A 19,213-nucleotide genomic window follows, 5' to 3' on the forward strand; every position below is an offset into this window, starting at 1 on the left:
CGCGGTGATCCTTATGGCAGCCGGTGAAAGGCGCCGTTGAAATAGAGCAAGGGGAGCCCCGGTGTTTCTCGTGCCGCCAGCACTTCGCACAGGCAGGCGTAATGTGTGCTCTCCTCGGTGACGCCGATAACCCTGGTATCGAAAGAAGCCAGCGCCCCGGAGAGCATGGGTGAGCCGGTCACGAGCGTGTCCCATGCGCCGTGATTGAAGCGCGCCATGCCGTGTACATCCGGGATCATGCCCGCGAAGGCCTTGGCGATGTCTTCCTGTTCGGCGGCCAGCACATTCACGCCCAACGCGCCCCGGCGCAGCATGATGTCCGCGGCCAGCACGTTCTTGTTGATGAACACCATCAGGCGTGGCGGGTCGGCGGTGACGGAGACCATTGCCGTGGCGGTCAGCCCGGCACGCTCATCGCCATGGGCGGTGGTGATGATGGTGACGCCCGCGGCAAATTGGCGCATGCCGCCCTTATGCGCCGCGGGCTCCACCATCGCCTGGGAGGCGAGCGTTGAATCCGGCGCCCAGCCCGCCAGTGTGGCGCTCATATCCGTACCCCGAATGGATTGCCTGGGGCTAGCTTGTTGCCAAGCATCTGCCCGCCTAAGAGATCCCCGATATTGTCCTGGTTCTGGGTGATGTGGTTGGCGCCGACCAGAATGTCGCGCATCTGGCGCTGTATCGGGCTGGAAAGCCAGACGCCGCGCGTTGAGGTTTTCTTGAACAGCATATGTGCCGCCTCGAAACATTCGCCGCCGGTGAACTGATTGGTGGCGAAGGTGCGGATGCGCACCTCCAAGGGCACCAGTTCACCGCGCGCGGCATAGCTCCAGGCTTCGTCCGTGTTGGTCAATATGCGGGCCGCGGCGGCGGAGATTTTCGCCGTGGCATCGCCCAGCCGGTTCTTGATGAACGGATCCTGCACGGCGGCGCCGATCGCCTGGTTGATGTTCTGGCGCGGCATCATGTGCTCGACATAAAGATCCGCCATGCCGCGCGCCATGCCGACGATCACCGAGGACACCGCGGCATAGAACATGTAAAAGAACGGCATTTTGTAAAGATTGTTCAGATGGCCATGGGTTTCCGCGCCATAGGCGGCGATGACATGGTTGCGGTAATCCGGCACGAAGGCCTCCTTCACCACCAGCCGTTTGGAGCCAGTGCCCTGCAACCCCACCACGTGCCAGTCATCGATGATGCTGAAATCTTCGCGCTTCACCCAGAAGGAGCGGAACACGGATTCGCCATTCTCCACGACGCGCCCGCCGAGAAACGCTCCGCCGGCGGCATGGTCGCAACCTGAGGAGGTCATCCATTCCCCGTTCAGCACATAGCCGCCATCGGCCCTGGTGACGGTGCCGAACGGCGCATAGGAGGAAGAGATCAGCGTGGAATTATCCTGCCCCCAAAGCTCCTCGCCGCAGCGCTCATCCAGCAGCCCGACCTCGAAGGGATGCACGCCCAGCACCATGACGATCCAGGCGGAGGATGGGCAGCCGCGCCCCAATTCCATCAGCACCTTGTTGAGCGTGTTGGGGGTCATTTCATATCCACCCCAGCGGCGTGGCTGCAGGATGCGGAAAAACCCCGCGCGCTGGAAATCTTCGATGGTTTCCTTCGGGACCATGCGGGCTTTTTCACAGGATTCGGCGCGCGCGCGCAGAACGGGGATGAGGTCGCGGGCGCGCGAGACGATCTCCGCTTCCGTGGGGGGGATTGAGGTCATGACGTTCATGCCACGAGTTCCTTGCTGGTTTCTGTTGAAGACATGGCGCTGAGCATGCCGTACCCGGCGATCCATTCATTGATCGGCCGGTAGTAATCCTGGCGTGCCCGGTACGGGCCAATGGCACCCATGGCCGCGAAGGCCGCCACCCAGGTGCGGATTTCATGCGTGGAGCGCCCAGCCCGTTTTGAGATCTCCTCGATATTGAAGCCATCGGCCAGCGCGACTTCGCCGTGCAGCAGCAAATTCATGAAATCCTGGTCCCATTCCGGGTTCAGGGGGGTCAGCGGGCTGTTCGGCGTGCCGTAGATTTGTCCGGCGGCGATGGTGCGCGCCTGGCGGGCGGCACGCGCCTCCGGGGTGGGGTTGCGTCCGGCGATGAGAAAATCCCGGATCTCCTCGGGCGCGCCGGAGATCAGAGGCACGGGCGGTTCGTGGGAAAGGCCGCCAGTGCCGAGAATCAGCACGCGCCGGTCCAGCTTGGCGATGAAATGCCCCACCGCCTCGCCCAGTTTCACCACCCGGCGATAGGGCGCGAAGGGCGGAGCCACCGAATTGATAATGATTGGAATGGTTGGATACCGTGTCAGACTGCCGGTCATTTCCTCCAATGCCTGGGTGCAGCCATGATCCACCTGCAAGCGATGCGAGATGGCGACATCGACATCGCTATCCAGAACATGCCGGGCCAGATCCTGCGCCAATTCGGCGGGGACACGCACGGGCCCCGGCAGGGTCTGGTAATCGGCAACCGATTCCGCCGCCGTGGCGATCACGAAAGGGGGCATCAGATCGTAGAACAGCCCGTTATAATGGTCCGGCGCGAAGATCACGATCAGCTCGGGGGCAAAGGCTTCCACATCGGCACGGGATTTCGCCAATGCGGCATCCACTTCCGCCACGACCTCGGCACCGGGGTCGTTCAGCCCGCGCAAGGGGGTATGCGAAAGGCATTTCAGCATGACGCTCATGGTTTCCTCGGAGTTTTGCTTCTTCGAGGCTCTAGCTAGCGGCATGGCGGGAGCGTTTAAACGGCCATTTTCGTTTTGTGCATTCAGTGAACAGAGAGTGGAATGTCTGTGTCGGCGGACATTATGCGCCATGCGCAGACAATGGTCGGGAAGCCGTTTAATGAAACGAAATCGTATGACATGAAATTGTCTGAAAATATCTTTGGTTTTTTGAAATATCAACTGGCATTGTTTCAAGCTTGGTACTGGTTGAAAGAACCAAGCCTGAAAAACTTTTGGTGTTTTGAGGAGAATGTCCGAGCTTGTGCCCTAAGCGGCGATCAGGCCGCCTTGATGGGCCAGCGCCCGCAAATGCGCGCCGCTATCGCCGAATTGGCGTTCGATCATGATCAGGCGTTTGAAATAATGCGCGCCTTTATATTCCATCGTCAGGCCGATGCCGCCATGAAGCTGTGTGGCTGTTTCACCGATCAGAAGCGCCGAGTGGCCGATCTGCGCCTTCGCGGCGGCGATGGCGGCGGAGCGCATGGAGGGATCGTCCTCGACGATGGCCAGGGCGGCATAGATCGCCATGGAGCGGGCCTGTTCCAGCGCCACATACATGTCGACCGCGCGATGCTGCAAGGCCTGGAAACTGCCCAGCGCCACGCCGAACTGTTTGCGGGTCCGCAGATATTCCACGGTCAGATTCAGCAGCGCGGCCATGGCGCCCACGGCTTCGGCGCAAAGGGCGGCCGTGGCTTCCTCCACCGCGCGGCGCAGCGGGGCCAGGCCTTGCCCTTCCTGGCCGATGAGATTCGCGCGGGGCACCAGGACATTTTCAAAATCGATCGTGGCCGCCTGAAAACCATCCTGCGTGGGATATGCCTGACGTGTGAGGCCGGATGACGTGCCCTCCACCAATAACAAGCTCAGCCCTGTTTCATCGCGCGGTGTTCCTGTGCCGCGGGCCACCACAATGAACAGATCCGCCGTTCCGCCGCCCATGACCATGCTCTTGCGGCCATTCAGCACATATCCCTCCGGCGTGGGGCGCGCCGTCAGGGCGGCTTCGTGCAATGCGCCGCGCAGGTCTGGCTCGGTCTGGGCGAGGGCGAGCAGGGTTTCCCCGGAGATCATGCCGGGCAGCAGACGCGCCTTCATGTCTGGGCTCGCGGTGTCGCGCAGCAAGGCGCCGCATAGCACGGAGGCGCTGAGATAAGGCTCAATGGCCAGCGCCGCGCCGAGTTGCTCCATCACCAGCATGGTCTCCACCGCTCCGGCGCCAAACCCGCCATCCGCTTCGGAGAAGGGCAGGGCGAGCAACCCCGCTTCGGCGAATTCGTTCCATATGGCGCGGGAAAACCCATCTGGCTCGGCCTGATACCCCTTGCGGGCTTCCAGTGTGTCATAATGGGCCGCCAGCAGCTTGCCGACGCTTTCCCGCAGCAGGCGCTGTTCCTCGCTCAGATCGAAATCCATTGGAAATCTCCTTTATTCTGGCGTCAAAGGCCGAGTATGGCCTTGGCGATAATGCCGCGCTGAATCTCGTTGGCGCCGCCATAGATGCTGATCTTGCGCCAGTTGAAATAGGTTGGGGCGGCCATGGCCGCCCAGTCCGGTCCTGTCGGGTGGGCTGTGTCCTGTTCTTCCGCGTCCAGCGAGGCGGAGAAGGGGAATAGATGCGGCCCGGCCACGTCCATCAGCAGGGCTGTTGTCGCCTGCTGCAATTCCGATCCCTTGATTTTCAACACGGAGGAATTCGGGTCGGGCCCGCCATGCCCGCCTTGTGCCTGGGCCCGCGCCACGGCGCGTAATTGCGTCACTTCCAGCGCCTGCAATTCAACTTCCACGGCGGCCAGCTTCTCACGAAACCAGGGCTGTTCCAGCAGGGTTGCGTCCCCGGCCGGCATGGTGGCGGCCAGTTGCTTGATGCGCCGGATACGCTGTTTGCTGGTGCCCACGCGGGCGATGGCGTTGCGTTCGTTGGTCAGTAGAAATTTCGCATAATCCCAGCCTTTGTTCTCCTCGCCGACGAGATTTTCCACGGGTATCCGCGCTTCGTCGAAAAAGACCTCGTTCACCTCATGTCCGCCGTCGATCATCTGGATCGGCCGCATGGTGATGCCCGGTGTTTTCATATCCGCCAACAGAAAGGAGATGCCTTGTTGTTTTCTGGGCGCGGCCGGGTCGGTGCGGGCCAGCAGGAAAATCCAATCCGCATATTGCGCCAGGCTGGTCCAGGTCTTCTGGCCGTTCACCACATAATGGTCGCCCTCCCGCCGGGCGGTGGTCTTCAGGCTGGCGAGGTCGGAGCCGGCACCGGGTTCAGAGAAACCCTGGCACCACCATATGTCGAGATTGGCCGTGGCGGGCAGGAAACGCGCTTTCTGCTCGGCCGAGCCAAAGCGCGCGATGACCGGCCCCACCATCGAGACATTGAAGGCCAAGGGCATCGGCGCCGGTGCGAGCTGCAACTCGTCCAGCAGGATATATTCCCGCATCGCCGACCAGCCATTCCCGCCGCATTCCACGGGCCAGTGCGGCACGGCCCAGCCCTTGGCGTTGAGTTTGCGCTGCCAGTCCCGCCATTCCCGTGGCGGGATCTCGGCGCCAAGCAATGTCTTGCGGCGCACGTCCGCGGGCAATTCACGGGCGATGAAGTCGCGGATTTCCGCGCGGAAGGCGCGTTCCTCCGCCGTGGGGTGAAGGTCCATTGGTTTCCTCGGATTTTTGGTGGGGGTGAACGTCCCGCCTGTTAGGGGAGCGGCAGGATCAGCGTGTCCGGTGCGCTGGCCAGTCCGCGCAGCAATTGCTGGGTGATGGAATGGGCGATTTGCTCCGGCGGCAATTCACCATTCGGCTTGTACCAGCGCGTGATCCAGTTGATGGCGCCCAGCACGGTGAAAATCGCCAGCTTGGGGTCGCAGGGGGAGAGAGAGCCATCCGCGACGCCATCCCTCACCACCCGCCGCAGCCCTTGCTCCAGCGCATCGCGCCGGCGCAGGATTTCCGCCGCATGCTCAGGCTTCAGCGCCTCCGCCTCGAACAGCACCAGGCAGGAGGTGGGGGAGCGCATGATCTCGATCAGATAATCGTAGATGCAGTGGCGCAGCCGTTCCAGGCCGGTAAGTTCGGTCCGGAACGGGGCATCGCGCATCACCCGTTCGGCCTGGCGCATCGTCAGGTCGTGGAGTTGGTAAAGCAGGTCCTGCTTGCTGTCGATGTAATGATAGAGCGTTGAAATGGAAACGCCGAGGGCGGAGGCGATGTCCGCGATGGAGGTTCCATGAAAACCGCGTTCGTTGAAGATCCGCGCGGCGGTTTCGTGCAGCGCCTCGATCTTCAGGTCGCGCAGCAGGCTCTGGCCGGGTACGTCCTTGCCCCAGGCCGCGCGTTTCCTGCCCCGTGCCGGTTTCGCGGGAGATACCGCCATGACGCTGCTTTCAACCAGTTTCAACTGGGGTTGCTTCATAATTGAATTTCCCGCGCGGGTCACGTTTTGTCCCGCTCCGTAAAATTAAAACGACTGTTCATATTGACGTTCGAATAAACATTCGATTAATGTCCATGTCAACGTAAAAACCACGGCCCTGGGGCCGGCATTGGGACGAAACAAGAGGGACGCCAGGGGGCGTCCGTCAATCAGCGAAGGGATCGAGCATGGCACATGCCGTCAGCCTGCGGGTCGAGGCCGGGGTTGGAATCATCACCATCGACAATCCGCCGGTGAACGTCATGAGCCTGGAGGTGCGCCTGCAACTCCAAGCTTGTCTTGAAGCGGCGCGGCGCCAGGAGCTCAAGGGCATCCTGCTGACCGGCGCGGGGCGGGTCTTCATGGCCGGCGCCGATCTGACGGAGTTGGCGCGTGGTGTGCTGCCGCCGCCGCCCGACCCGAATGAACTGCATGAGATGATCGAATCCTCCCCCGTGCCCGTGGCGGTGGCGTTGCATGGCACGTGCCTGGGGGGTGGCACGGAAATGGCGCTGGCCTGCCATTTCCGCCTGGCCGCGCGCGAGGCGCGGCTTGGCCTGCCGGAGGTCACGCTGGGCCTGCTGCCCGGGGCGGGGGGTACACAGCGCCTGCCTCGGCTGCTGCCCGCCGGCGAGGCGTTGAACTTCATGCTCACGGGCGCGCCGGTGACGGCCGAATGGGCGCATCGCCATGGGCTGGTGGATGAGCTGTTCGTGGGAGATCCCGTGGCCGCGGGGCTGGCGTTCTTCGCGTCTCCCCGGGCTCCGCGCCGCACGGCGGATAGGCCGGCGCGGCTGCCCGAGACGGGTTTGCCGCCGGCGGCTCCGGACGAAACCAAGGCGCAGGCGCGAATCCGGGCCTGTGTGGAAGCCGCCGGAGCGCTCCCCTTCGCCGAGGGGTTGGCGCTGGAACGGCGGTTATTCATGGACTGCCTGGAATCGCCGGAGGCCAAGGCGCTGCTGCATCTTTTCTTCGCGGAGCGTGAATGCGCGAAGATCCCCGGCCTGCCCGCCAATGTCACGCCGCGTTCCTTCGCGCGTATCGGCGTGGTGGGGGCGGGAACCATGGGCAGCGGCATCGCCATGGCCTGCGCCAATGCTGGCTTGCCCGTCACCTTGCTGGAAACCGATGAAGCGGCGCTGACGCGGGGGCTCTCGACGATTGCCAAAACCTACGAAACCATGGTGGCGCGCGGGCGGTTGGCGCCGGAACATGCGGCAAGGCGCCAGGCCTTGGTCGCCGGAACGCTGGATCGCGCCGCTCTTGGCGAATGCGACATCGTCATCGAGGCGGTGTTCGAATCGATGGCGGTGAAGCGTCAGGTGATGGAAATGCTGGGCCGTGTTTGCCGCCCCGGCGCCATCATCGCCACCAACACGTCCACCCTGGATGTGAATGTCCTGGCCGAAGCCTCGGGCCGCCCGGCCGATGTTCTGGGGCTGCATTTCTTCTCGCCCGCCCAGATCATGCGGCTGCTGGAAGTGGTACGCGGTACCGCCACCGCGCCGGATGCGCTGGCGACGGGTCTGGCCTTTGCCCGGAAGATCGGCAAGATCGCGGTGGTGTCGGGGGTCTGTTACGGCTTCATCGGCAATCGCATGCTGGAAGGCTATTTGCGTGAGGCCGAGGCGCTGTTGCTGGAGGGCGCCACACCCGCGCAAGTGGACGCGGCGCTGGAAGCTTTCGGCATGGCCATGGGGCCGTTTCGCATGATGGATATGGCCGGGGTCGATCTTGGCGACCGGCTGGTCCGTGAGGCGCAGGAGGCCGGGCATGTGCCGGGCGGTCCCGCCTATCGCGCCATGACCAAGGCGCTCGCCGCGCAAGGGCGCTTCGGCCAGAAGAGCGGCGCTGGTTATTACCGGCATGAAGGGCGTAACGCCCTTGCGGACGAGGATGTCGTCGGTCTGGCGGCGGAACTGGCCGCCAAGATGGGCATCGCGCGGCATGCGGCCTTCTCCACGGCGGATATTCAACGCCGTTGCCTGGCGCCGTTGGTCCAGGAAGGCGCGAAGCTTCTTGAGGAAGGCATCGCCTGCCGGGCCTCCGACATCGATATGGTCTGGGCCGCCGGCTACGGATTTCCGCGCCGCGAGGGTGGGCCGATGTTCTGGGGGCGCGCCCAGGGGTTGCTCACCGCCACTGACCATTCCGCTGCCTAAGGAAACACCATGACCGACGCTGTGATTGTCTCCACCGCCCGCACTGGCATTGGCCGGGCCTTCAAGGGGGCGTTGAACGACATCAAATCTCCCAGCCTTCTGGGCCATGTCCTGCGCGCCGCCGCCGAGAGGGGCGGGGTCGAGGGAGGAGAGATCGAGGATGTGGTGGTGGGCACCGTGCTCGCCGCCGGAACGGCGGGCATGAATATAGCCCGCAACGCCACACTGGCCGCCGGGCTGGGGGTTTTGCCGGGCGGGCAGACCGTGGACCGGCAATGCGCCTCTGGCCTGATGGCCATCGCCATCGCGGCGCGGCAGATCACCGCCGAGGGCATGGAGATCGTGCTGGCGGGGGGGCAGGAGAATGTCTCGGCCTTGCAGGCGCGCTATCTGGAGTGGGCGGCGGCGGAGATGGATCCGGCGGTCGTCAAGGCAATTCCCGATGCCTATATGCCGATGCTGCAAACGGCTGAAACTGTCGCCGCGCGCTATGGGGTGAGCCGCGAGGCGCAGGATGAATATGCGCTGGCGTCCCAGCGCCGTACCGCCGCCGCGCAGGCGGCCGGGCGCTTCGCTGCCGAGATCGTGCCCATCACCGTCCGGCAGGCGATGGTGGACAAGCAGACCAAGGCGGTTTCCCACCGTGTGGTGACATTGACCCAGGATGAGGGCAACCGGCCGGAGACCACGATGGAGACGCTGGCCGGGCTGAAACCAGTGCTGGAAGGCGGCAGCGTGACGGCGGGCAATGCCTCGCAGCTTTCGGACGGAGCCGCCGCTTGCCTGCTGATGAACGCGAAGCTGGCCGAGCGGCGAGGGCTGCGGCCATTGGGCATTTTCCGGGGCATGGCGGTGGCGGGTTGCGGGCCCGAGGAGATGGGGATCGGGCCGGTGTTCGCCGTGCCGCGCCTGCTGGCCCGTCATGGGCTTGGCGTTTCCGACATCGGGTTGTGGGAGATCAACGAGGCCTTTGCCTCCCAGGTGGTCTATTGCAGGGACAGGCTCGGCATCGACCCGGATTTGTTCAACGTGAATGGCGGCGGCATTTCCATCGGTCATCCGTTCGGCATGACGGGCGCGCGGCTGGCCGGGCATGCGTTGATCGAAGGCAAGCGCCGGGGCGCGCGCTATGTCGTGGCGGGCATGTGCGTGGGCGGGGGCATGGGTGCCGCCGCCTTGTTCGAGGTGGCGTGATGGACGCCCAGTCTCTTGTCAGGCTTGGCGACTATCTCGGTCCCTTGCTGGATGGCGCGGGCGGCGCCCCCACCGTGACGCCCATTGCCGGCGGCCAGTCAAACCCCACTTACTTTCTGAATTTCGCCCCGGGTGGGCGTTACGTGCTGCGCAAGCAGCCGCCGGGTCCGCTCTTGCCCTCCGCCCATGCGATCGACCGTGAATATCGCGTGCAGGCGGCGCTGGCGGCCACCAGCGTGCCGGTGGCGCGCATGTTCGTTTATTGTCCGGACCCGGACATTATCGGCACGCCGTTTTATGTGATGGAGCGGTTGGATGGGCGCGTATTCCATGACAATGCGCTGCCAGGATTGACGCCGGAAGACCGCGCGGCGGTTTTCGACGCGATGAACGCCACGCTGGCCGCCCTGCATGCCGTCGATCCCGCCGTCGTGGGGCTGGCGGATTTCGGCCGACCCGCGGGGTTCTTTGCCCGCCAGATCAACCGCTGGACGAAGCAGTACGAGGCATCCCGGCGTGTGGCCGTGCCCGCCCTGGAAAAATTGGCCTCCTGGTTGCCCGCGCATACTCCCAGCGCGGAGCGGGGAGGCATCGTGCATGGGGATTACCGGCTGGGCAATCTGATGTTCCATCCCAGCGAACCGCGCGTGATCGGCGTGCTGGATTGGGAGCTGGCGACGTTGGGTCATCCGTTGGCGGATCTGGGGTATAATTCCATGATCTGGTTCAACAAGCCCGAGGAATATCACGGTCTGGCGGGGTTGGATCTGGCGGCGCTGGGTATTCCCGCCCATGCGGAGTACGCCGCCGCCTATGAGCGCCGGGCCAGGCTGGGTGAGGCCTTGCAGCCGTTCCATATCGCGTTTTCTTATTTTCGGCTGGCGGTGATTTTCGAAGGCGTGGCGGCGCGCGCCGCGCAGGGCAACGCGGTGGATGCGCGCGCGGGTGAGCTGGGGGTGTTTTCCACGCTGTTCGCCGAGCGGGGCTGCCGCATCGCCGGGCTGGGCTAGGGCCATGGGGCTGTCGCCACCCGCCCCGCGCGCGCCGATGCACCGGCGCGTCATTTCCTGCGAGGGGTTTCGCCGCGCGGACGGGCTGTGGGACATAGAGGGCCGGCTGACCGACACCAAGGCTTATCGGGTCGAGAATGCCTGGCGCGGGAGGCTGGAGCCGGGCGAGCCGTTGCACGACATGCAGATCCGGCTGACGCTGGATGAGGATATGTTGATCCTGCGGGCCGAGGCCGCGACCTTGTCCTCTCCCTTCGCGCTATGCGGCGATGTGGCGCCGGATTTCGCCGGCTTGGCGGGGCTGCGCATCGGCCGGGGGTGGATGCGCGAGGCGCGCCAGCGCGTGGGCGGGGTGGCGGGCTGCACGCATCTGGTGGAGATGCTGCCGGTGCTGGCCACCACGGCCTTTCAGACCATGCGGGCGGGGCGCAATGTGCGTGCCCGCGATGCGCGGACGAAGCCGGCATTGCTGAATAGCTGCCACGCTTATGACGAGCGCAAGGACAATGCGCGCCGCGTCTGGCCGGGCTATTTCGAGGCATTGGAAGCCCCCTTGCTGGCGCCGTTGATGGCACCGGTGACATCGGCGGCGCGGATGGCCGCGCAAGACCGGCTGGAATGCAGGATCGCGGCCCTGCGTCCGCCCGAGGCCGAACCGTTCAACCGGGCGGCGGTCATTGGGCTTGGCACCATGGGGGTGGGCATCGCCACGGCCCTGGCCGATGCGGGGTTGGAGGTGCTGGCGCTGGAAGCGCGGGGCGATGCCTTGGAGCGGGGCATGGCGGCGATCCGGGGCTTGTATGAAAGCCAGCTCCGGCGCGGCAAACTATCCTCCGTGGAGGTGACGGCGCGGCTGGAGCGGATCCATCCGGTCAGCCATGTGACGGAACTGAGTGGGGCGGAGATCGTCATTGAGGCGATTCCGGAAAACCTGCCCGCCAAACAGGCGCTGATGGTGGAGCTGGACAGGCTGCTCCCGCCGGAGGTGGTGCTGGCCTCCAACACCTCGACCCTGGATATCGATGCGCTGGCGGCGGCCACGCGGCGCCCGGCCCTGGTGGTGGGAACGCATTTTTTCGTGCCCGCCAATGTCACGAAGCTGCTGGAGGTGGTGCGCGGCGCCGTCACCGCGCCAGACGTGCTGGCCCGTGTGCGTGCCCTGGCCGCGCGGCTTGGCAAGCTGGCCGTGGTGGCGCGTATCTGCGATGGCTTCATCGGGAATCGCATGTTCGACCAATATTTGCGTCAGGCGATGTTCTTGGTGGAGGAAGGCGCCTGGCCGCACGAGGTTGACGAGGCGCTGGAGGGCTGGGGCATGGCGATCGGCCCGTTCCGCAGCCTGGATATGATCGGCAATGATATTCCCTGGGGCGTGTGGCGGGCCCGTGCGGCCAGTCAGCCTGGCATTCGCCAGCCAGCCTTGTGGGGAGAGATGGTGGCGCGGGGCTGGCTGGGGCGCAAAACCGGCCAGGGGTGGTATTTGCATGGGCCGGGCGAGGGCGGACGCACGCCGAATCCACGAATGCAGGAACTTGTCGGCGCTTATTGGGTCGCCCAGGGGGGACGCTTGCGCGCGCCGGAGCAGCGCCGCCCGATACCGCCCGCGCGGATCGTGGCGCGTTGTGTGCTGGCCTTGGCCAATGAAGGCGCGCGGCTGCTGGAGGAAGGCATCGCCGCCTGTGCCGAGGATGCCGACATGGTGATGGTGAAGGGGTATGGTTTTCCCGCCGTGCGAGGCGGGCCGCTTTATCTGCTGGGGCTTTTGGGGTTGGAGCGGGTGGAGGAGATTTTTCACCAGTTCGCGGAAGCCCCTGGCGGAGACAAGATCTTTTGGGAAGCCGCGCCGTTGATTCGACAACGGGATGTCCGCCTAGTGCACAAAACACAAATTCCGGTTCGAGGGGGCGCCGATTGTTCCTAAAACCAGATTAACGAGAGGAAATTGAATGGGCGTCCGGGACTTGTTCAGCCTTGCGGGGAAAACCGCCTTGGTGACGGGGGGATCGCGTGGTTTGGGGTTGCAGATCGCACGCGGCTTGGCCGAGGCGGGCGCGCGCGTGGGAATCACCGCGCGCAAGCCGGAGGAATTGGCCGATGCCGCGGCCGCGCTGCGCCGCACCGGCCACGAGATTGAGGTATTTGCTTGTGATCTAGCCAAGGATGGAGAAGCCGCCAGGCTGGCGGCGGATGCGCTGGCGCGGTTTGGCCGGCTCGATATCCTGGTGAATAATGCGGGAACAAGCTGGAGCGCGCCGGCGGAGCTTTACCCCGCCGAGGGTTGGAACAAGGTGATGCGGCTCAATCTCGACGCCGTGTTTTTCCTGACACAGGCCATTGCCCGTCAGGTCATGATTCCAGCGGGATCGGGCAAGATTATCAACATCGCTTCCATTGGCGGGCTGGGCGGCAATGCGCCTGGGATCGAAATGCACACCGTGGCTTATAATGCTTCCAAGGCGGCGCTCATCAATATGACGCAAGCCTTGGCGGTTGAGTGGGGGCGGCACAATATCAACGTCAACGCGATCTGTCCTGGTTGGTTTCCTTCCAAAATGTCCGGTGAATTGCTGAAACAGCACGAAGATCTGTTTCTCTCGCGGATTCCGCTTGGTCGGTTTGGTGGTGAGGAGGATTTGCAGGGTGTGGCGTTGCTGCTCGCCGCCGAGGCGGGGCGGCATATCACCGGCCAGGCCATCGTGGTCGATGGAGGAGAGACGGCATAAGGTTTTAAACGAATGTTTGACATGGGGATGCTGCTATAGTATGAGATATAACATAATATGTTGGCCGCGGTTCCCAGGCCAGAAGAGCAGAAATGTCCAAGAAAGGGGAAGTCGTAAAATCTGAAAATCCCAGTGAAAATCAAGATCCGGCCTGATCGTTCTCGCCGGTAAAGGGAAGTTTTGTGTGCGTGGTGGCGTGCAAGCGCGGGGTGTAAGCTCGGGCGGCCTGTCTTCACGCGTCTGTAAGGCTAAAAAAATAACAAGCTGAGGAGACTGATAAAAATGAAAAAACGTTCAAGGAATATTCTTCTGGCGGGTGTTTGTGCTGGTGGTGCCGCGTTGACGCAGGCGCATCCCGCTTTCGCGCTGGAGCATTTTTCACCGTTTCAGGTTGGTGTGACCGCTGGGTTTCCAACAGGCGCGCTGCCGCCTCCGGGGCTTTATTTCAGTAACGATATTTACTTCATGGAAGGAAATGTCGTGACCGGTCAGGGCAAGAATACCGGTGTGAAGATTCAAGGCGCTGAAACCTCGCCGATGCTGATGTGGGTGCCCAACATCAAAATCCTCGGCGCGCGTTATTCCGTCGGGATCATGCAGCCCTTCGCGCTTAACAACACGGATGAGAACAATGTAGGCGGTGCAAGCGTCATTTCCGCTGGCTTGTTCAACATGGTGCTGTTTCCGGAAAAGCTTTCATGGGATCTTGGACGGGCCAATTTCGTGTCGGAAGGGTTGGCGGTTTATCTGCCGACCGGCGATTACCACCATACGGGCACGACGACGAACGCCGATTCCTACGCCAATAATTTCACGACCTTTGAGCCATCTCTTGCATATTCCTATCTGGGCCATGGCTGGGACGTGACGTTGAACAATGTGTTCGACTTCAATACCAAGAACAAAGCCACGGATTATCACTCCGGCTCCACTTACTATCTGGATTGGACGGTCGCGCATAGTTTCGGAAAGCTGACGCTTGGGGCGATCGGCAATTATACCCAGCAATTCACGGATGACACGCAATTCGGAAAAGCGGTCGAGAATGTCGGCGGTGATGGTTACGGCAACCGTTACATGCATGTGGGTGTCGGTGTCGCGGTTGAATATCAGGTTGGATCGGTCCTGTGGTCGGTTCGGTATATCGATGGGGTGGCGGGGGCCAATGGTGGCAATCCGAGCTTCGTGCATTTCGGCGTTTCGTTCCCGCTCTCCTGATCTCATGCCCACGCCGCGCGGGGGTTAGCCGGGCGGCCGTAAAATCATAACGGAGTCCAAGAATGGTTTGCAATCCAACGATCTTGCTGACGCGATTGGGCAGGATTCTCAGCGCGTCCGCCGTGGCGTTATGTTTTTGTCTATTGGCTGTTCATGGTGCCGCGGCGCAGGACGCACCGGTGAAATGCGGCCTGGGCAATGGTCAGCCCGCCACGGGCGCGCCGATCGTCGTCGGCGCGGTGGTCGGCAAGACCGGCCCGGCTGATTTCAGCGCCGGGGCGGCGGCGGCGCGAGCCTATTTCGCTTGTGTGAACGCCAATGGCGGTATCCATGGTCGGCCAGTGAAATATATCATCGAGGACGATCAGTGGAACCCGCAGATCGCGGCGCAGGTCGCGGCGAAACTCGTGAATGTCGATCATGTCGTGGCGCTGGTGGGTAGCGGCAGTTTCGTGGATGCATCGGCCAATGCCGCGTTTTACGCCAAGAACAATGTGCTGTCCTTGTCGGCGGCTTGCCCGGAGCGGGGGTGTTACGAAGCCAGCAACATGGCCGCTGTCGATGCCGGCCCGGCGGCTTCTGGCTTGGCGGCTGAGCAATATGCGGTGAAATATCTGGGTGCCAAATCCGTTGTCTGCATCACCATCAACATGCCTAATTCCGGAAATTGGTCGTGTCAGCTCGATAATGACTGGATGAAGGCGCATGGGCTGACGGGTACGCAGGTACTCATCAATGGCGGGTCGATCGACATGACCTCCGCTCTGTTGCAGGCCGAGGCGCAAAACCCGGATACGATCCTGCTCAATCTGCCCGCGCCTTATGCGATCGCGGCCTTGAAGGCCGCCGTGGACCAGGGGGTGCAGGATCAGTATCATTTTATTGGGGAAACGACATTGTACGACCCGGCGGTGCCATCGGCCTTGCATGGACAGTGGGATGGCAAGCTGTTTATCCAGACCGCGACCACGCCGATTGATGGCAAGGGGCCGGATGCGACGCTGTGGCGTGAGGTGATGAAAAAATACGGTGTCAGCGATGCGGCCGCCACGGCGCGCATGGATGCGTTCTCTCAGGAAGGGTTCGTGGCGGCGCGCGTATTCGTGAAGGCGTTGCTGGAGATGAACCCGGCGGACATCGACCGCGCCAATGTCACCAAGGAAATCAGGGCCATGCCCCCCTACAAGACCGATCTGCTGTGCAGGCCTTGGTATTTTGGCCCGGGTAACCGGCATTATCCCAACCGCACCGGTTTGATCGTCACGCCTGAAGGCAAGGGCTTCAAGACCGTGCATGACTGCCTGACCGCGGAATCCTCTTACTTCGCGCCCATCGTGGCCGAGGAAAAGAAGCTGGGGCTGTAATCATGATCTATGGGATCTTCCTCATCGCGGGCTTGAGCGTTGGCGCCCTTTATGCCTTGTCCGGCGTGGGACTGGTTCTGCTCTACCGGGCAACCGGCGTGCTGAATCTTGGCTATGGCGCCATCGGCGGTATCGCGGCGCTGACGGCATGGCAGATCGAACAAGTGGGCGGCCCGGTCTGGGCCGCCTGTCTGGGCGCCATCATATTGTCCACCGCCATCTCCTCCTTGTATGGCTTCGCGGTCTCGCCCTTCATGGCGTACCGCGAGCCGGTGGTGAAGGCGGTGGCCTCCATTGGCCTGGCGCTTATCCTGCTTGGCTTGTCCAATTTTATCTGGGAAGTGACAGCGCGCAGCCTGAACTTCGCCACCGATGGATGGAGCATCAGCCTGTTTCGCGTCCATATCAACGGCACGCGGCTGATCGCCTTTGGCGTCGCGGTGGGGGCAACGCTCGGCATCGCCGCCTATCTGCGGTTCACCCGCATGGGATTGCTGATGCGCTCCCTGGCGGAAAACCGGAATCTCTCGGCCATGCTTGGCATTCCGGTCCGGCGGGTGGAGGCGCTGGCCTGGATGATCTCGGGCGTGCTCGCGGGGATTACCGGCCTGTTGCTGGCGGATCTCGTGCGGCTGGATTCCGCCACGCTCACCTTCATGGTTATCCCGGCCATCGCGGCGGCGGTGCTGGGGCGGTTGCAATCGCTCATCATCACGCTGGCGGGCGGCATGTTTCTGGGGGTGGTCGAATCCATGACGACCTTGATCGGCCCGTTGGCGCCCTATCGTTCCATCGCGCCCTATGCGGTGGCCGTGTTCATTCTGCTCTGGCTGCGCCGCCAGACCAACCTGGCGCTTTCCGCCCATGATTAAGGATCATGCCATGAAGCTGGACCATGCCAGCCCCACCCCGGCAGCCGCATGGATGTCGCGTCTACCCCGGCAGGATGTCGCGCTTGGCGTTGCCATGCTGCTGACCATCGCCATTTTGCCGATGTTGCTGAATGCCTACTGGCTGAGCGTGGTGATGAGCAGCTTTGTCTATGCCACGGCGGCCATCGGCACGGCGGTGCTGTATGCGCGGCTGGGGCTCGTCTCCCTGGCGCAAGTGGCGCTGGTGGGGGTGGGGGGCTGGTGCTGCATGCGGATCGGCTTCGCCACCGGTCTGCCTTTTGAGCTCGACATGCTGGCCGGCGCGTCGATCACCGCGGTGATCAGCATGATCATCGGTCTGCCGGCCCTGCGGATGCGCGGGTTATATTACGCGCTCGTGACCTTGATGGCGGCGAGCGCTTTTTTCATCATCATCACGGCCATCGCCTTTCCCAATGGCGGGCCAGGGTTTCTGGGGCAGGATTTCGCCAATCCCCAGATGTTTCCAAGGCCCTGGCTCGGCATGTCCGATGCGGCGATGTGCCGGTACAACATGGTGATCACCTGGCTTGGCTTCATGCTGGTGGAGCTGCACCGGCGCACCGCGCCGGGGCGGGCCTGGGCGATGATCCGGCGCGGGGATGCCTGCGCCATGGCCTCCGGCGTGAATATCATGCTCTATAAGGTATGGGCGTTCGGGCTGGCGGGCTTTCTGGCCGGGCTTGCCGGCGGGCAGATGGCCGGGACGTTCGGCCATCTGGACGCCAGTACCTTCCTGCCCAGCCAATCCATCATGCTGTTCGCGCTAACGGTCGTGGGCGGAGCTTATATCTGGTTCGGCCAGGTACTGACCGGCATGCTGTTCTGCATGATGCCGGCGGTTCTCAATGGAATTGGCGTTTCGGGCAATCTTGCCCTGGTGATTTTCGGCGCGGCGTTGCTGCACACGATCGTGACGGCACCGAACGGTATCGCCGGGCAAATGGCGGGGCTTGTCGCCGTGCTGGGCGGGCGGAGGAGCAAGTCATGATCGTGATCGAGGATGTCTCGGTCTCCTTTGGCGGCGTCAAGGCGATTCAAAATCTGAACGCCGTGCTGAGAGGGGAGATCGTGGGGGTGATCGGTCCCAACGGCGCGGGGAAAACCACTCTTCTTAATGTTCTGTCTGGTTTTATAACGCCGCGGAGTGGGCGCATCACGGCGTTTGGCGAGGCCTTGCTGCCGCTGGCCCCCAACAGGCGGGCTATCTGGGGCGTTCGCCGCTCCTTTCAGGCGGAGCAGGTGGTGGACGATCTCAGCGCCGCTGAAAACGTGCTGGTGATGGCCGACAGTTTGAAATTGTCACGCGTGGAAAAACAGGCGGAACTGGCGCGGGTCTTCAGCTATACGGGGCTTTCCGGGCGCGAGGCGGTTCTGGGCAGGCATCTGAACGCCTATGAACGCAGAATGGTGGAGATTGCCCGCGCCCTGATGGGGCGGCCGCGCATCGTGCTGCTCGACGAGCCGGGGGCGGGGCTGTCCCAGGCGGAGATGGACCGGTTGCGCGGAATCATCCTGGGCATTCATGCTTTTTCCGGCGCGATGACGGTGTTGATCGACCATGATGTGGATTTGATCACGGCGGTTTGCGGCACCACGCTGGTGCTGGATTTCGGAGTGCCGATCGCTTGCGGGGCGACGGCGGCGGTATTGCGCGACCCGAAGGTGCAGGCGGCCTATCTGGGTACGGATGAGCATCTGCAAGAGGAGACTCTGGGATGAGCCTGCGGATCGAAAAGCTGAATGTGCGGCGCGGCGGTAAGCTTGTGCTTGACGATGTGTCGCTGGCGCTGGAGCCGGGCAAGACCATCGCCGTTCTGGGGCCGAATGGTGCTGGCAAGAGCAGCCTCGTGCAGAGCATCGCCGGCATGGTGCCGGGCTTTGGCGGACGGATCATGCTGGGCGGGCGCAATCTGCTGGGCAGTTCGCCGGAGGCGATCCGCAAGGCGGGGGTGGCGGCGGTGCCGGAAGGGCATCAGGTTCTGGCGCGAATGTCGGTTGAGGATAATCTGCGCGCGGCGGGCTGGCACCTGGACAAGGTGGCGCTGCGGCGTGGGCTCGAGGACGTGTTCACCACCTTTCCGGAATTGGCGCAAAGGCGCGCGCAGGCGGCGGGCACCATGTCCGGTGGGCAGCAGCAGATGGTCGCGCTGGGGCATGCGCTCATCGCCAAACCGGCTTTCCTGCTGATCGATGAAATGTCCCTCGGCTTGGCGCCATTGATCGTCAAGCGGTTGATGGGGGTTGTCGCCATGCTGAGGGAAAGCGGCATGGGGATCATGCTGATCGAACAATTCACCCAGGTGGCGCTGGCGCTGGCCTCGGAGGTGCATGTGCTTTCACGCGGGAAGGTGCAGTTTTCCGGCACACCCGCGCAGATCAAGGCCGATCCCGAGGTGCTGCACAGGGCCTATTTGGCATGAAACGCTGTTTTATACAGTCGTTTGACTTGCGTGGCGGGCGCGGGGTAGCCTGAT

At 63.2% G+C, this 19,213-nt stretch carries 17 protein-coding genes; 11 read left to right on the forward strand and 6 right to left on the reverse strand.

Annotated elements, in window-relative coordinates; genetic code table 11:
- Positions 1–11: 11 nt before the first annotated feature.
- The 6 genes from AB7D48_RS09110 to AB7D48_RS09135 all read right to left on the reverse strand — a co-directional run bounded on the left by AB7D48_RS09110 (position 12) and on the right by AB7D48_RS09135 (position 6,154).
- The gene (locus tag AB7D48_RS09110; protein ID WP_427977991.1) at positions 12–548 is read right to left on the reverse strand and encodes a flavin reductase family protein; all 537 of its coding nucleotides are present in this window, start codon (positions 546–548) and stop codon (positions 12–14) included.
- Positions 545–1,738 carry an acyl-CoA dehydrogenase family protein gene (locus AB7D48_RS09115; RefSeq protein WP_427977994.1) on the reverse strand — a complete coding sequence of 398 codons (1,194 nt, stop codon included), beginning with the start codon at positions 1,736–1,738 and terminating at the stop codon, positions 545–547. Before AB7D48_RS09115 ends, AB7D48_RS09110 begins: the two co-directional genes overlap by 4 nt.
- Positions 1,735–2,745, reverse strand: a complete 1,011-nt coding sequence (locus AB7D48_RS09120; protein ID WP_427977996.1) for a 3-carboxyethylcatechol 2,3-dioxygenase — start codon at positions 2,743–2,745, stop codon at positions 1,735–1,737. Before AB7D48_RS09120 ends, AB7D48_RS09115 begins: the two co-directional genes overlap by 4 nt.
- A gap of 264 nt (positions 2,746–3,009) precedes the next feature.
- Positions 3,010–4,161 carry an acyl-CoA dehydrogenase family protein gene (locus AB7D48_RS09125; protein WP_427977999.1) on the reverse strand — a complete coding sequence of 384 codons (1,152 nt, stop codon included), beginning with the start codon at positions 4,159–4,161 and terminating at the stop codon, positions 3,010–3,012.
- Between the two features lie 23 nt (positions 4,162–4,184).
- A complete protein-coding gene (locus AB7D48_RS09130; protein WP_427978002.1) occupies positions 4,185–5,396 on the reverse strand; it encodes an acyl-CoA dehydrogenase family protein in 1,212 nt (403 codons plus the stop codon).
- Between the two features lie 41 nt (positions 5,397–5,437).
- Positions 5,438–6,154: a TetR/AcrR family transcriptional regulator gene (locus AB7D48_RS09135; RefSeq protein ID WP_427978004.1), complete on the reverse strand. Its 717-nt coding sequence runs from the start codon at positions 6,152–6,154 to the stop codon at positions 5,438–5,440.
- A gap of 188 nt (positions 6,155–6,342) precedes the next feature.
- Between AB7D48_RS09135 and AB7D48_RS09140 the strand changes: the two genes are divergently transcribed.
- The 11 genes from AB7D48_RS09140 (at position 6,343) to AB7D48_RS09190 (ending at position 19,159) form a co-directional block, all read left to right on the forward strand.
- On the forward strand, positions 6,343–8,316 hold the full coding sequence (locus AB7D48_RS09140) for a 3-hydroxyacyl-CoA dehydrogenase NAD-binding domain-containing protein (protein WP_427978006.1): 1,974 nt from the start codon (positions 6,343–6,345) through the stop codon (positions 8,314–8,316).
- A 9-nt stretch (positions 8,317–8,325) separates the two neighbouring features.
- Positions 8,326–9,510, forward strand: a complete 1,185-nt coding sequence (locus tag AB7D48_RS09145; protein ID WP_427978008.1) for an acetyl-CoA C-acyltransferase — start codon at positions 8,326–8,328, stop codon at positions 9,508–9,510.
- On the forward strand, positions 9,510–10,520 hold the full coding sequence (locus AB7D48_RS09150; protein ID WP_427978011.1) for a phosphotransferase family protein: 1,011 nt from the start codon (positions 9,510–9,512) through the stop codon (positions 10,518–10,520). The genes AB7D48_RS09145 and AB7D48_RS09150 overlap by 1 nt, the downstream gene beginning before the upstream one ends.
- 4 nt (positions 10,521–10,524) lie before the next feature.
- Positions 10,525–12,441 (forward strand): 3-hydroxyacyl-CoA dehydrogenase NAD-binding domain-containing protein, encoded by a 1,917-nt coding sequence (locus AB7D48_RS09155; RefSeq protein ID WP_427978013.1) that lies wholly within the window; start codon positions 10,525–10,527, stop codon positions 12,439–12,441.
- A gap of 25 nt (positions 12,442–12,466) precedes the next feature.
- Positions 12,467–13,243, forward strand: coding sequence for an SDR family oxidoreductase (locus AB7D48_RS09160; RefSeq protein WP_427978016.1), 777 nt, complete (start codon positions 12,467–12,469; stop codon positions 13,241–13,243).
- 282 nt (positions 13,244–13,525) lie between these two features.
- Positions 13,526–14,461: a SphA family protein gene (locus AB7D48_RS09165; RefSeq protein WP_427978020.1), complete on the forward strand. Its 936-nt coding sequence runs from the start codon at positions 13,526–13,528 to the stop codon at positions 14,459–14,461.
- A gap of 62 nt (positions 14,462–14,523) precedes the next feature.
- Complete coding sequence (locus AB7D48_RS09170; RefSeq protein ID WP_427978022.1) at positions 14,524–15,825, forward strand: ABC transporter substrate-binding protein; 1,302 nt, start codon at positions 14,524–14,526, stop codon at positions 15,823–15,825.
- 2 nt (positions 15,826–15,827) lie between these two features.
- Positions 15,828–16,697 carry a branched-chain amino acid ABC transporter permease gene (locus AB7D48_RS09175; RefSeq protein WP_427978024.1) on the forward strand — a complete coding sequence of 290 codons (870 nt, stop codon included), beginning with the start codon at positions 15,828–15,830 and terminating at the stop codon, positions 16,695–16,697.
- Positions 16,690–17,727 (forward strand): branched-chain amino acid ABC transporter permease, encoded by a 1,038-nt coding sequence (locus tag AB7D48_RS09180; protein WP_427978026.1) that lies wholly within the window; start codon positions 16,690–16,692, stop codon positions 17,725–17,727. The genes AB7D48_RS09175 and AB7D48_RS09180 overlap by 8 nt, the downstream gene beginning before the upstream one ends.
- Entirely contained in the window at positions 17,724–18,458 is a 735-nt protein-coding gene (locus tag AB7D48_RS09185; protein WP_427978028.1) for an ABC transporter ATP-binding protein, read from the forward strand. The genes AB7D48_RS09180 and AB7D48_RS09185 overlap by 4 nt, the downstream gene beginning before the upstream one ends.
- Positions 18,455–19,159, forward strand: coding sequence for an ABC transporter ATP-binding protein (locus tag AB7D48_RS09190; RefSeq protein WP_427978030.1), 705 nt, complete (start codon positions 18,455–18,457; stop codon positions 19,157–19,159). The genes AB7D48_RS09185 and AB7D48_RS09190 overlap by 4 nt, the downstream gene beginning before the upstream one ends.
- Positions 19,160–19,213: the final 54 nt, after the last annotated feature.

The organism is Acidocella sp., from assembly GCF_050253495.1.
In the GTDB taxonomy this organism is placed as follows: domain Bacteria; phylum Pseudomonadota; class Alphaproteobacteria; order Acetobacterales; family Acetobacteraceae; genus Acidocella.

Coding starts and splice junctions, on each gene's coding strand:
- AB7D48_RS09110 (WP_427977991.1), bottom strand. CDS start 548: ATGAGCGCCACACTGGCGGGCTGGGCGCCGGATTCAACGCTCGCCTCC.
- AB7D48_RS09115 (WP_427977994.1), bottom strand. CDS start 1,738: ATGAACGTCATGACCTCAATCCCCCCCACGGAAGCGGAGATCGTCTCG.
- AB7D48_RS09120 (WP_427977996.1), bottom strand. CDS start 2,745: ATGCCGCTAGCTAGAGCCTCGAAGAAGCAAAACTCCGAGGAAACCATG.
- AB7D48_RS09125 (WP_427977999.1), bottom strand. CDS start 4,161: ATGGATTTCGATCTGAGCGAGGAACAGCGCCTGCTGCGGGAAAGCGTC.
- AB7D48_RS09130 (WP_427978002.1), bottom strand. CDS start 5,396: ATGGACCTTCACCCCACGGCGGAGGAACGCGCCTTCCGCGCGGAAATC.
- AB7D48_RS09135 (WP_427978004.1), bottom strand. CDS start 6,154: ATGAAGCAACCCCAGTTGAAACTGGTTGAAAGCAGCGTCATGGCGGTA.
- AB7D48_RS09140 (WP_427978006.1), top strand. CDS start 6,343: ATGGCACATGCCGTCAGCCTGCGGGTCGAGGCCGGGGTTGGAATCATC.
- AB7D48_RS09145 (WP_427978008.1), top strand. CDS start 8,326: ATGACCGACGCTGTGATTGTCTCCACCGCCCGCACTGGCATTGGCCGG.
- AB7D48_RS09150 (WP_427978011.1), top strand. CDS start 9,510: ATGGACGCCCAGTCTCTTGTCAGGCTTGGCGACTATCTCGGTCCCTTG.
- AB7D48_RS09155 (WP_427978013.1), top strand. CDS start 10,525: ATGGGGCTGTCGCCACCCGCCCCGCGCGCGCCGATGCACCGGCGCGTC.
- AB7D48_RS09160 (WP_427978016.1), top strand. CDS start 12,467: ATGGGCGTCCGGGACTTGTTCAGCCTTGCGGGGAAAACCGCCTTGGTG.
- AB7D48_RS09165 (WP_427978020.1), top strand. CDS start 13,526: ATGAAAAAACGTTCAAGGAATATTCTTCTGGCGGGTGTTTGTGCTGGT.
- AB7D48_RS09170 (WP_427978022.1), top strand. CDS start 14,524: ATGGTTTGCAATCCAACGATCTTGCTGACGCGATTGGGCAGGATTCTC.
- AB7D48_RS09175 (WP_427978024.1), top strand. CDS start 15,828: ATGATCTATGGGATCTTCCTCATCGCGGGCTTGAGCGTTGGCGCCCTT.
- AB7D48_RS09180 (WP_427978026.1), top strand. CDS start 16,690: ATGATTAAGGATCATGCCATGAAGCTGGACCATGCCAGCCCCACCCCG.
- AB7D48_RS09185 (WP_427978028.1), top strand. CDS start 17,724: ATGATCGTGATCGAGGATGTCTCGGTCTCCTTTGGCGGCGTCAAGGCG.
- AB7D48_RS09190 (WP_427978030.1), top strand. CDS start 18,455: ATGAGCCTGCGGATCGAAAAGCTGAATGTGCGGCGCGGCGGTAAGCTT.